At 64.4% G+C, this 12,588-nt stretch carries 11 protein-coding genes and 2 pseudogenes; 6 read left to right on the forward strand and 7 right to left on the reverse strand.

The features are described from left to right. From mig to VFW69_RS23215, 5 genes and pseudogenes are all read left to right on the forward strand, one after another. Window positions 1-422, forward strand: a pseudogene (gene mig, locus VFW69_RS23195) (medium-chain acyl-CoA ligase Mig); the annotation flags it as partial. 36 nt (window positions 423-458) lie between these two features. Continuing rightward, window positions 459-707 (forward strand): annotated as a pseudogene (locus VFW69_RS23200) (SDR family NAD(P)-dependent oxidoreductase); the annotation flags it as partial. Between the two features lie 90 nt (window positions 708-797). Further along, on the forward strand, window positions 798-2,006 hold the full coding sequence (locus VFW69_RS23205) for a cytochrome P450 (RefSeq protein ID WP_526505028.1): 1,209 nt from the start codon (window positions 798-800) through the stop codon (window positions 2,004-2,006). 21 nt (window positions 2,007-2,027) lie between these two features. Further along, window positions 2,028-3,242 carry a CaiB/BaiF CoA transferase family protein gene (locus VFW69_RS23210; protein WP_526505048.1) on the forward strand — a complete coding sequence of 405 codons (1,215 nt, stop codon included), beginning with the start codon at window positions 2,028-2,030 and terminating at the stop codon, window positions 3,240-3,242. After that, a complete protein-coding gene (locus VFW69_RS23215) occupies window positions 3,239-4,384 on the forward strand; it encodes a thiolase family protein (protein ID WP_526505030.1) in 1,146 nt (381 codons plus the stop codon). Before VFW69_RS23210 ends, VFW69_RS23215 begins: the two co-directional genes overlap by 4 nt. 80 nt (window positions 4,385-4,464) lie before the next feature. On the opposite strand, the gene VFW69_RS23220 is transcribed toward VFW69_RS23215, so the two are convergent. Genes VFW69_RS23220 through VFW69_RS23245 form a run of 6 tightly spaced genes read right to left on the reverse strand, consistent with a single transcriptional unit; the run spans window position 4,465 to window position 11,262 of the window. Beyond that, on the reverse strand, window positions 4,465-5,658 hold the full coding sequence (locus VFW69_RS23220) for an acyl-CoA dehydrogenase family protein (protein ID WP_526505032.1): 1,194 nt from the start codon (window positions 5,656-5,658) through the stop codon (window positions 4,465-4,467). Further along, window positions 5,659-6,705 carry an acyl-CoA dehydrogenase family protein gene (locus VFW69_RS23225; RefSeq protein ID WP_526505034.1) on the reverse strand — a complete coding sequence of 349 codons (1,047 nt, stop codon included), beginning with the start codon at window positions 6,703-6,705 and terminating at the stop codon, window positions 5,659-5,661. Window positions 6,706-6,707: 2 nt separating this feature from the next. Continuing rightward, a complete protein-coding gene (locus tag VFW69_RS23230) occupies window positions 6,708-7,538 on the reverse strand; it encodes an amidohydrolase family protein (protein ID WP_526505036.1) in 831 nt (276 codons plus the stop codon). Further along, on the reverse strand, window positions 7,535-9,160 hold the full coding sequence (locus tag VFW69_RS23235; RefSeq protein WP_526505038.1) for an AMP-binding protein: 1,626 nt from the start codon (window positions 9,158-9,160) through the stop codon (window positions 7,535-7,537). Before VFW69_RS23235 ends, VFW69_RS23230 begins: the two co-directional genes overlap by 4 nt. A gap of 23 nt (window positions 9,161-9,183) precedes the next feature. Next, window positions 9,184-10,386, reverse strand: coding sequence for an amidohydrolase family protein (locus VFW69_RS23240; RefSeq protein ID WP_526505040.1), 1,203 nt, complete (start codon window positions 10,384-10,386; stop codon window positions 9,184-9,186). A gap of 30 nt (window positions 10,387-10,416) precedes the next feature. Continuing rightward, a complete protein-coding gene (locus tag VFW69_RS23245; RefSeq protein ID WP_526505042.1) occupies window positions 10,417-11,262 on the reverse strand; it encodes an enoyl-CoA hydratase in 846 nt (281 codons plus the stop codon). A 356-nt stretch (window positions 11,263-11,618) separates the two neighbouring features. Here VFW69_RS23245 and mbp1 point away from each other — a divergent pair, with 356 nt between their 5' ends. Continuing rightward, window positions 11,619-11,858, forward strand: a complete 240-nt coding sequence (gene mbp1 / locus VFW69_RS23250; protein ID WP_526505044.1) for a microaggregate-binding protein 1 — start codon at window positions 11,619-11,621, stop codon at window positions 11,856-11,858. 61 nt (window positions 11,859-11,919) lie between these two features. Here mbp1 and VFW69_RS23255 read toward each other — a convergent pair. Next, a partial coding sequence (locus VFW69_RS23255; RefSeq protein ID WP_526505046.1) for a beta/alpha barrel domain-containing protein occupies window positions 11,920-12,588 on the reverse strand: 669 nt, incomplete at its 5' end.

The raw sequence follows: 12,588 nt of genomic DNA on the forward strand, positions 1-12,588 counted from the left end.
CGCCCAAGACGGCCAAGACATTTCCGGTGATCGACGGTGTCCGGTACGCCATCCCCGGTGACCGCGCGCGCTATGGCACCGACGGCTCCATCGAATTGCTGGGCCGGGATTCGGTGACCATCAACTCCGGCGGCGAGAAGATCTTCGTCGAGGAGGTCGAAACGGCGATCGCGTCGCATCCCGCGGTGGCCGACGTGGTGGTCGCCGGTCGGCCGAGCGAGCGGTGGGGCCAGGAGGTCGTTGCCGTCGTGGCGCTCGCTGCGGGCGCCAGCGCCGAGGTCGACGAACTGGTGGCGCACGCCGCACAGTCGCTGGCGCGCTACAAACTCCCCAAAGCGATCGTGTTCCGTCCGGTCATCGAGCGCAGCCCGTCCGGTAAGGCCGACTACCGGTGGGCACGCGAGCAGGCGGTGAATGGCTGACCGGCGATCGGGGCAGCCCGCTGTGAGGAGGCGTAGACCAAAGCCTTTCTGCCACAACTCATCGAGGCGGGATCCTCCCGGCGCCCCTCCCGACTGGTGAATCTGTCCAGCGCCTTCGGCCTGATCGCGATTCCCTACCAAGGCGCTTACAGCACTTCGAAGTTCGCGGTGCGTGGCTTCACCGAGGCACTGCTCCAGGAGATGATCAGCGAACGCCATCCCGTGACCGTGCACTGCGTGCATCCAGGTGTCGTGCGTACCAACTTCGGGGCCAACATGCGCACCGGCATGCCCATATTGCCTACTGTAATAATTACAGTACGATCTTACGAAGTAGGTGTTCGATCGTGCTGAGATCAAGATGCTGGAGATCAAGTGACGACCAACGTTCACACCGCCGCCGGCGCCGGCGACGAGACCGTCAGCCTGCGTGACCCCTACCCGTTCTTTGCCCGCAAGCGGCGGGAGGCCGGCGTATTCGCCGGCACGGTGATGGACTACTCCAAGACGCCGGAGTCCCTGCTGCCCAAGCAGGAGTACTCCGCGATGTCGTTCGACGCGGTCAACACGGTATTTCGGGATGGCCGGGTGTTCAGTTCCAAGCCGTACGACAAGACCATCGGTCTGTTCATGGGGCCGACGATTCTGGCGATGGAGGGGAAGAAGCACCGCGAACACCGCAACCTGGTATCCGCGGCGTTCAAGTCCAAGGCACTGGCTCGCTGGGAGCCCACCATCGTGCGGCCGATCTGCAATGCCCTGATCGACGAGTTCATCGAGACCGGCCGCGCCGACCTGATCCGGAACTTCACCTTCGAATTCCCCACCCGCGTCATCGCCAAGCTACTGGGACTGCCAGCCGACGACCTGCCGATGTTCCGCAAGCGCGCCGTGCAATTGATCAGCTACCACGTCAACTACGAAAGCGCCTTCGAGGCCTCGACCGCGCTCAAGGAGTATTTCGTCGAGCAGATCGAACAGCGCAAATCCAAGCCCACCGAGGACATCATCGGTGACCTGGTCACCGCGGAGATCGACGGCGAAAAGCTCACCGACGAAGCCATTTACTCGTTCCTTCGTCTGCTGCTACCCGCCGGCTTGGAGACCACCTACCGCTCGTCGGGAAACCTGTTGTATTTGCTGCTGACGCATCCGGAGCAATTCGCCGCGCTGCAAGCCGACCGCGAGCTGCTGGCACCGGCCATCGAGGAGGGACTGCGCTACGAGACACCGCTGACCGTCGTGCAACGCTTCACGACCGAAGACACCGCGGTGGAAGGCGTGAAGATTCCGGCTCGTTCGGTGATCGGTGTGTGCATCGGTTCGGCGAACCGCGACGAGCACCGCTGGGAACGCTCAGAAGAGTTCGACATCTTCCGCAAGCACATGCCCCACATCTCGTTCGCCGCCGGTGAGCACACTTGCCTGGGTTTGCATCTGGCGCGGCTGGAAACGCGGGTCGCGATGGAATGCCTGCTCGACCGGCTGACCAATGTCACCTTGCTGACCGACGATGACCCGCACATCTACGGCCAGCCGTTCCGGTCACCGAATGCGCTTCCGGTGACGTTCGACGCGAAGTAGTGTCTTGAAATGACCAAAGTCATGGCGGGCTTTCGGGTCCTGGAGCTTGCGCAGTTCACCTTCGTTCCGGCGGCGGGAGCCATCCTGGCCGACTGGGGAGCGGACGTCATCAAAGTCGAACACCCGGCGCGGGGCGATACCCAGCGTGGCTTCCTGAATATGGGTGGCATTCAAATCGATCCGGAACGGCACCCGCTGATGGAACATCCCAACCGCGGCAAACGCAGCATCGGGATCGACGTTTCCACGCCGGGCGGTCAGGAAGTGATCTACGAGCTGGCCAAGACCGCGGACGTATTCCTCACCAACTACAAGCCCGCGCAACGCCAGAAGCACAACTTCGACGTCGAGCACATTCGCGCGGTGAACCAGAACATCGTATACGCCCGCGGCTCGGCCTACGGTGACAAAGGAGCCGAACGTGACACCGGTGGCTATGACGGCACGGCGTTCTGGACGCGCAGCGGCATCGGGTACGCCCTGACGCCCGAGGATCTGGGCGGCGCACTGGGACAAGGCATTCCCGCGTTCGGTGATTCGATCGGCGGCATGTTCATCGCCGGCGGCATCTCGGCCGCGCTGCTGCATCGCGAGCGCACCGGCGAAGCCGTCGAGCTGGACGTGTCGCTGCTCAGCACGGCCTGGTGGGCGGCGGGCGCCAGCGTGACGCAGGGCATGGAGACCGGCGAGGTCATGCGCACGCCCATGCCGGGTTCCGGTGCGCCCTCGGTGAATCCGTTCATGGGCAACTACGAAACCTCCGACGGCGGCACGATCAACCTCTGCATCATCAGCCCGACCGGACTGATCCGCGACACGTTCGAACACCTGGGCATTCCCGAGGCGGCCGACGACCCGCGCTTCGCCGACGTGCTCCCGTTGATCCAAAACGCCAACGCCGCCTCCGAGCTGATCGCAACGGCCTTCGCCGGCAAGCCCTTTGACTATTGGCGGCAGCACCTTAAGACGATGAAGGGCCAATGGGCGCCGTTCCAGAGCCTCATCGACCTCGTCGACGACGAGCAGGCGATCGCCAATGACATGATCGCCGAAGTCGAGCTCGCCAGCGGCGGCAAGCCGTTCCGCGTGGTCCGCGGTCCCGTTCAGTTCAACCACGAGCCGTTGACGACGACGCGGGCGCCCCAGGCCGGCGAGCACACCGAGCTGGTCCTGATGGAGCTCGGCATGGACTGGGACCGGATCGAGGAACTCAAGAATGCAGGAGCCATTGCGTGAATGATGTCGCCATCATCGGCGTGGGTTTACACCCGTTCGGGCGCTTCGAGGGCAAGTCGGCGATGCAGATGGGCGTCGACGCCATCCTGGCCGCGGTCGCCGATGCCGGTATCGCCTGGCAGGACGTCCAATTCGCCACCGGCGGTAGCTGGACGGTCGCCAACCCCGACGCGATCGTCGGCATGGTCGGCCTGACCGGCATCCCGTTCACCAACGTGTTCAACGCATGCGCGACCGCCGCCAGTGCCGCCAAGGCGTGCGCCGACGGCATCCGGTTGGGAGACTATGACATCGGGATCGCCGTCGGCCTGGATAAGCACCCGCGCGGCGCGTTCACCGAGGACCCCGCGCTGGTCGGAATGCCGCGCTGGTATGCAGAGAACGGGCAGTACCTGACCACCCAGTTCTTCGGCATGAAAGCGAACCGCTACCTGCACGATCACGGCATCTCCCAGCAGACCCTGGCCAAGGTCGCCGCCAAGAACTTCCGCAACGGGGCCATAAATCCCAACGCCTTTCGCCGGAAGCCGATCCCCGAAGAAGACATTCTGAACTCGGCGATGCTCAATTACCCGCTGACCCAATACATGTTCTGCGCACCCGACGAGGGCGCCGCCGCGGTGGTCATGTGCCGAGCGGACATCGCGCACCGCCATACCACCAAGCCCGTCTACCTGCGGGCGGTGGAGGTCCGCACCCGCCGCTACGGGGCCTACGAGGTCAACACCACCTGCGCGCCCGTCGACGAAGACGTGGCGCCAACGGTTTACGCCGCCCGTAGCGCATTCGAGAAGGCCGGGATCGCTCCCGACGATGTCGACGTTATCCAGTTGCAGGACACTGACGCCGGCGCCGAGATCATCCACATGGCCGAGTGCGGGTTCTGCGAGCACGGCGATCAGGAGAAGCTCCTGGCCGACGGCGCCACCGAGATCAACGGCGCGATGCCGGTCAACACCGACGGTGGGCTGATCGCCAACGGGGAGCCCATCGGTGCCTCCGGTCTGCGGCAGATCCATGAAATCGTGCGCCAACTCCGTGGTGAGGCGGGCGAGCGCCAGGTGCCCGGCAACCCGAAGGTGGGATTCACCCAGTTGTACGGCGCGCCCGGCACCGCCGCGGCAACCATCCTCACGACCTGACGCACTCCCCTAGCGCCGAGCGTGAATTGGCGGCGGCGACACGCCGAAGGCGGCCGCCGTCAGTTCACGCTCGGCGCGAGCTAGGAGGCTTTCCGCGCGACCGGCGCGTACGCCGGCTTGCCCAGGCCCAGCATGTATTGCGCGATCATGTTGCGGAACACCTCGAGGGTGCCGCCGTAAATCCCGACCAGCGGCGCGAATCGGTAGACGTACTCCGCGGCACCATTGTCGGCCGCGCCGTCGGTGCCGAGGGGCAGCGTCGACGCGGTGCCCAGGATGTCCATCAGGTCCGGAGAGATGTCACGCATCGTCTGTGCCAGGGCAACGCGCCCGAAGATGCTGGGCGCGCTCAATGACGCTTCCATCCGCGCCGCGCTGCGCCCCAAGCGATATGCCACCGCCGAATCATCAACGAGTCTGCGCCCGTTCGGATCCCGCTCGCCGACTTTGGCGGCGGCCTTGTCCAGGGCGTCGGCCATGAAACCTGCCTGATGCATCATGATCGACACGTCCTGCAGCCCGTCCGGCGCGGCCGCCACCGCCCCGTGCTCGGTGTTGAGGGGTTCACGCAACACCGTCCAGCCCGCGTTCACGTCGCCCAGGCGGTACTTGTCGTCGACGCGCACGTCGCTGTAGTAGACGATGTTGGTGCGGTCGCCGTCGACGGTGCGAATGCCCTGAATTTCGATGCCTGCAGAGTTCAGCGGAACCAGGAACATGGTCAGGCTCTTGTGCTTCTGAGCGTCCGGATCGGTATTGGTGATGAGGAAAACGTACTGGCAGTTGTGCGCGCCGGTGGTGAACATCTTGGAGCCGTTGATAATCCAGCCGTTTCCGTCACGCACCGCGCGGGTCTTGCAGGTGGCGATGTCGGACCCGCCCTCGGGTTCGGTGTAGCCCAGGCACAGCCGGACGTGCCCGCTAAAGACGCCTGGTAGCACTTTGCCCTGCAACTCGGCAGAGCCGAACCTCGCGACCGAACGGGCCACCATGGCGGTGGTACCCCAGGTCACCCACGGCACGTGCGCGCGCCGCTTTTCCAGCTCCCAGATGCGGCGACGCAGCCGGCTGAAGCCACCGTCGGCCTCCGGCTTCCATTCACGTTCGAGGTAGCCGGCGGCACCCAAGGCCAGGTGCACTCCTTCGTCGAAGTTGTCGCCCGTTTCCCGGTCCCGGCGCTTGACCTCTTCTGTCACATGCGTACGCAGGAAGTCGCGCGCTTCTTCGAGAAAGCGCTGATCGTCCTCGGACAGCGTGACTCGTGAGAAATCCACTTAGGCGCCCTTTTCACTTTCGCGGGCGGCGACCAGCTCGCCGATGTATTTGGCGCTGGCGCCGGGATCCCCACCGGCCAGTGCCCAGCCACGGGCACGCACCAGATACGCCGTGGCGGCGGCCTCCGCCGAAACGCCAAGTCCACCTTGGATATGCACCGCCATGGTCGCGGCCTTTGCCGCCTCCTCCGCCATGAACACGAACGCCGAGGGCGCCAACTCCGGTCGCTCGTGCGGCTCGTTGTCCAGGAACCAGGCCGCGCGCCTCGCCAGATTGCGGCCGCCCTGCACGGTGATCGCGATGTTGGCCAGCGGATGAGAGATGCCCTGCAGCGTCGAGATCGGGACCCCCAGCGTGTAGCGGGTCTTGGCGAACTCGGCCGCGATGGTCATGGTCTCCTCCACCAGACCCACCAACGCCGCCGCGCTCAGCACCCGCCATTCGTCCAGCGCCCGTTGATATTCCGTTAAGCCATCGGATCCGCTGGCCAGCACGGTGCGGGCGTCAGCGGCCGCCGGATCCACCCAGGCCATCGGCAACCGGCCGATGTTGTCCACCTTGGTCGGACGGGTGCCGAACGTCAGCGCGACGACGTTGTCACCATCGCGCACGATGATCTGGTCGGCGATCGATCCCGTGGGCAGGAGCCGAGCGCCAGACGCGCTGTCCTGCTGCGGATCGAATGCGGCGAGTCGCTTGCCGTGGACGACATCGGGTTCGACCGCGCCGAGGCGCGCGAGCAGCCGTGCGGTGCAGACCTGGTCGATCCACGGTACCGGCGCGAGCGACCGGCCGATCTCCTCGGCCACCAAGGTCAGATCGACGATCGTCGCGCCGTCTCCGCCGGCGGATTCCGGGAGGGCCATGGTTGTTGCGCCCATGGCGCACAACCGCTCCCACAGGTTTTTGTCGAAACCGGTTTCCTCGGCGGCGCGCACGGTTTCGATCGAGCAATGTGTTTTGAAGAAATCGCGGTAGGCGGCCTGCAACGCCTCGTGATCCGACGTCAGGCTGTAGTCGAGCCTACGTAGTTCATAGCGGTCCATCCTCAGCCTTCCTTCTGGCCACCGAAGAAGAATTCTTGGGCATTGTTGTAGAGGTAGTTGTCGAGCACGTCGGCGGGCAGGTTCAGCGCGGCCGCTTCGGGAACGACGCGGTGCATTTTCAGCACCGGCCAGTCGGAGGCGAAGATAACCTTGTTCGGGCCGCGAGTCCGCATGTAGTGCAACAGGCTGTCCGGCAACCGCTTTGGCGCCCAGGCCGACGTCATCAACCGCAGGTTGGCGTATTTGATCAACAGCCTGATCGCGATGTCCCACCACGGGTCGGCGCCGTGAATCATGCACAGCTTCAGTTCGGGGAATCGCACGCAGACCCGGTCCAGGTGGATCGGATTCTGCACCTCCCCGGGGATGGGGGGCCCGGGAATGCCGGTATTGATACACAGCGGCAGCTCGAGCTCGGCGCACTTGGTGTACAGCGGGTAATAGACGGCGTCGCTGGGCGGGTACTGACCGTCACCCCAAAAGCTCGGTCCCACAGCGGCATAGGCAACGGGCAGGTCATCGACGATGGAGGAAAGTTCCCGCAGGGACGGCATCGGGCGCAACAGGTTGACGCCGCCCATTGCCAGGGCAAAGCGGTCGGGCTTCTCCTCGACGAATTTGCGCGCGGTCACCGAGGGCTTGGCCAGGTTGTCCATCAGGATCGCCTTGCGCACACCCCGGGCGTCCATCTCCTCGAGCAGCTTCGACAACTCGACCGGCTCGAACATGGACTCCGGCCCCTTGAAGTAGTCGTCACGCACCTTGAGCATCCAGGTGGGCTGCAGCTCCGTCTCGCCGAAGTGCACGTTGACCAGGCAATCGATGGCCTTCATGTCGACATCGGCGCCTTTGCTGTTGCGTGACGTTTCGCCCAACGGTAATCGGCCTTGCCGTTGCCCAAGCGCTGGACCTGATCGACGACGAGGAACTCCTTGGGCGCCTTGAACCGCGCCAGTCGCGACGTGCAGAGCGTGTGCAGCTCCCCCGCGGCCGCATCGGCTCCATCGCGGAGTTCGACGAGGGCGACGAGTTCTTCGCCCCAGCGCTCGCTGGAGCGACCGACCACCAGGGCGTCGGCGATCGCCGGGTGGGCGCGCAGCACCTCTTCGACTTCCTCGACGAAGACTTTCTCGCCGCCGGTATTGACCACCAGCGAGTCACGGCCGAAGAGCCGCAACGTTCCGTCGGGTTCCAGTCCGGCACGGTCACCGGATATCACCACCCGCTTGCCATCAATCTCGGGAAACGTTCTGCGGGTGGCGTCGGGATCGTTGAAATATCCCAACGGTATTCGCCCTTGCCTGGCGGCCCAGCCCACCTCGTACTCGCCGGGAGAAAGAAAATGACTGTAGTCCTCGGAAAGAACCAATCCGCCCTCGCGCAGCGTGAAGGTGTCGGCTTGCGTGCCGAGCCGGCTGTGGCCGAATCCCATGTTTCCGGTCTCCGATGAGCCATAACCGTTGATGAGCGTGATATGGGGTAGCAGTTCCAGCAGGGCTTGCTGATACTTCGGATTCGTCGCGGCACCGCCGGTGCCGATCGCGTACAGCGACGACAAGTCGTAGGAACCACCCTGCAACTGCGCCACCAGCGGTGCGGCATAGGCGTCGCCGACCATGGTCATCATGCCGACCTTCTCGCGCTCGGCCGTCTCCCAGACCACGTGCGGGTCAAGTCTTTTCGAGGTGTCATAGAGCACCACGGGTGTACCCGCCATGATCGCCGCGAATGCTGTCCACATGCCGGCCGCGTGCATCAGCGGCGAGACGGCGAACCACGGTGCACCGGCGTCACCACGCACCTTGTCGTGGATCTCCTGGGCGCAGGCATGGTCTGCCCCCACCATCGACGACACGTAGATGTCGGACTGTCGCCACAGCACACCCTTGGGCCGGCCGGTCGTGCCGCCGGTGCAGATCATCAGCAGATCGTCCGGGGACGCCACCACGCTCTGGTCGGTATCCCCCCGCGCCAGTGCGTCATCCAACGACACCGCGCCGGGCAATTCCGGGACGTTGCTTGCATCGTCGACCGACAGCAGCAGGTCAACGCCGGCATCTGTCAGCACGTCGGCGAATTTCGCGCCCAGCCCGCGGTGGTAGATGACCGCTCGGGGTTTCACGTAGTCGAGCAGCTCGCCGACCTCGTGTGGCGTGTAGTAGTAGTTGATGTTCACCGGGACGGTCCGGGCCTTGAGGCAGCCGATGACCATGTCCGGGTACAGATCGTTGTGCATGACCAGCGCGACGCGGTCCTGCCCGCATTCCCAGTTCTGCAGGCTTGCGCGTTCCCGATGCGCTCCTAATCCGTTGCCTGCGAGAAAGTTTGCCAGTCGGCGCGTGCGCTCCGCCGACTGGCGAAAGGTGCTGCGGCGGCCGCCGCAGACCGTCATCGTCCGGTCGGGGATAACGTCGGCGATTTCGTCAAGAACCGCCCCTATGGTCCATTCGCTCACGGTTGTAGTCGGCCTCGATCCGATCAGGCAGCCGAGCCGACTTGGACGCCAAGAAGGCCTAGCGCGTTGTCCCGCATGATTTTTCGAACGTCGGACTCACTGAAGGACTTCAGCTCCTCGGCGAACGACACCGGCGATTCGAGGCCTTCTCCGTGCGGCCAGTCGGAACCGAACAGAATCTTGTCGACGCCGATGGCCTCGGCAAGCTCCGGCAGATCGTCCTCGTAGTAGGGGGCGATCCACACGTTGTTGCGCAACTGCTCCACCGGGTCTTCCGGGAACCACTGGGGCTGGGTGTTCGCCGCCTTCTTCAGTCGCTTGATCAGCCTGTGCACAAAGTACGAGCCGTTCTCGATGCTGACCGCCTTGAGTTTCGGATGACGGGTGAACACGCCGTGCACGATCATCGAGGCCATCGTGTCGTGGATGGCGCGGTCGTCGAGGAGCACCTGATCCAGTGGATCTTTCGCGCCGAAGCCCTCGAACGTCGCCTTGCCGCCCCACGCCGCCGCGATGTGCAGATAACCGCTGTCGGACAGGTGGAATCCCACCGGCACCCCCGCCTCGGCCAGCCGGGCCCACACCGGGTCGTGGCTGGGATCGCCCAGCGACCGCGGCTTGACCAGGCCGGGCACCGGCGCGGGCCGCACCAGCACCAGCTTGGCGCCGCGCGCCAACACGAACTCGAGCTCTTCGACGGCCTTGGCGGGGTCGGCCAGCGAAATGATCGGCGCGGCAATGATTCGCCGATCGGGCCGGTCGAAGCCCCAGTCCTCGTCGAGCCACAGATTGAACGCATGCACCGACGCCATGGTCGCATCGATGTCGTGTTTGAGCGCCTCCTCGACCCCGCATCCGAAGGTCGGCAGCATGAACACCGTCTCGATGTCCTGGGTGTCCATCACCGTGATCCGGGCATCGCGGTTCTGGTACTCGGGATGGTCCGCCAGCCGTTCGACCTTCATCAGCGAGGCCGGGTCGACGCCCTCTGGGATCTCGCCGCGGAATAACAGGTCGAGGCAACCCGGCACGATGATCGGGTCGAAGGTGGGATTGGGGATGAAGTGGTTGACCCGGTCCCCGATGACGGCCCAAGTCCGCTTGCCCTCGTTGACCATCTGGACGCCGCGCCGTTTGAACTTCTTGTCCAGGTGGCGGGTGAACGAGTCCAGCGGCTCGTAGTAGTGGTTGTCAACGTCGATCGCCTGGTAACTCGGGTCAGCCATGATCATCCTTTCCGCCATTACCGGCGAACACTAAGCGTCGGTCGAATCGAGCGATGGGAATTGCGGGGGCCGCTTCTCGAGAAAACTCGTGATGCCCTCGATGACGTCGGGTCGCGGCATCGCCTCGTGCAACAACACCTCGGCGAGCGAATTGGCCTGGACGATGTCGCGAGTCGCGTCACCGTAAACCTGGCTCTTGATCACCGCCATCGACGCCGGAGAGCAATTCGCGGCGATGTCCTCGGCGTAGTCCAGGGCACGCTTCATCAGACTTTCCGGAGCGACAACTTCTTTCACGAGACCCAGCTCGGCGGCCTCCTCGGCGAGGAAGGTCCGACCGCTGAGCAACAGGTCCAGAGCGACGCCCCAGTTGGTCAGCCGCGGAAGTATCCAAGAAATCCCGAACTCCGCGATCAGACCGCGGCGCGCGAACACGGCGCCGAACTTCGCGCCCGCGGCCGCGAACCGGACATCGCACATCAGCGCCTGGGTTAATCCGATGCCGACACAAGCACCGTTGATGGCTGCGATGACGGGCTTGCGCAGCGTCGTCACAAAATGGGGCGGGCGCTCCCCGACCAAGTCGGCCAAGTTCGTCTGGCCTGCCTTCTCCAGCGTCTCGCCGTAGTCGGGTGCCGAACTCGGTGCGCCCAGGTACGCGCCCGCACAAAATCCCCGGCCCCGACCGGTCAACACGATGGCCCGGACGGACGGGTCCTGCTCGGCGCGGTCGATCGCCGCGTAGAACCCGGCGGCGATGTCGGGTCCCCAGGCATTGAGACGATCCGGACGATTGAACGTCAGAATTGCAACACCGGTTTCAGTGGTCTCATATAGCACTGCCTCATCGGTGACCACACGGTCGGCGGCGCTCATCAGACCGTCCCCTCATAGCTGACCAACAGGCGATTTTGTACCCATACTGTATACCTATCGGTACCGCATTCCACAACCGCCGCCAATCGGGCGTGAAACCCCGACTAAACTGCGATTTCGGGCGCAAAAGGGTCGTTTCAACCCCCTGCGGATCGACGGCCCCGGCGGACGACGGCTTTGACGGAGTCGTAACCCGCGAATCGCCAAACGCCGGGACTCTTTTCGACGCGCAAAACGGTCGGCGACGTGGCAGGACTTATTTTTGTGGTGTGTGACACGTTGTCGCCACGTTTGCATCCGACCCGCGACCGGGAAACCCACCCAGAAGCCAGCCAAACAATGGGAGGTAGTTGCACATGGTTGACGTCAAGAGCGGCCCGATCGAATTCGTTCGCGGCATCGTTGAAGATGCCCTTGGTAAGACCAAGCAGGTCATCGGGATCATCATCGGCAACGACAGCCTGATCGACGAGGGCAAGGCTCAGCAGGACAAGGCGGAAGCCCAGCGCAACGCTGGGAAGAAGGAAGCCGCCGCTGAGAAGGCCCGCGGTAAGGCCAAGGCCTACGAGCAGCGTGAGCGGGCCGAGCAGAAGTAACGACCCGGCGAATCGAGCGGGCCCGGTCAGTGACCGGGCCCGCTTCGCTGTGTAACCCCTTCTACTGCAACACAGTTTCAAGTAGGCCCAGGCGCTGGTAGGCGCCTTCTATCTGGGCCTTCGCCTCGGCGGGTAGCTCAACTTGCGGGGGGCGGGAATGCGGATACGCCCCGATGGGCAGGCCCAGCAGCGAGGCGGCGTACTTGAATGCGCCGCCCCAATGAGTGAAGTAATCGGCGCGCCCCGGGTAGCACGTCCACCAGGATCCGATGTCGAGGTCGAACTGATCCAGGCCGGACTCGCGGCCGTAGTCCATGGCCTCGACGAGTCTGTCGCTCTGTACCAGATCCCAGTATTCAGAGAACAATCGCCGCGCGGGGGTTTCGAAAAGGTAACCCGCGGTTCCCAGTTGCGCCGGACAGACGATCCCGTCGCGCAGCCAGCCGGCCCGGTACACCGTCTTGTCGCATTCCCACACCGCGAGACCGGGCGCCAATTCATGCAGCATCCGGCTGCTCGCCGGCCGGAAGGCGCCCTCCTTGGTGGCACACACCGCGGGGACCTCGCTGTAGATCCGGGCGCTTTCAGCCGGCGTCAGCACATAACCCGAGGACGGCGAATTGAACATGCCCAAAGCGATATTCGTGCGCGCCGCCACATATTTGAAGAAGCGCAGCACGCCGTCGCCGCCGTGCGCCTCCATCATCGGCGTTTGGATGTAGACGATGTC

Origin of the sequence: Mycobacterium sp., from assembly GCF_036273375.1 — a bacterium.
In the GTDB taxonomy this organism is placed as follows: domain Bacteria; phylum Actinomycetota; class Actinomycetes; order Mycobacteriales; family Mycobacteriaceae; genus Mycobacterium.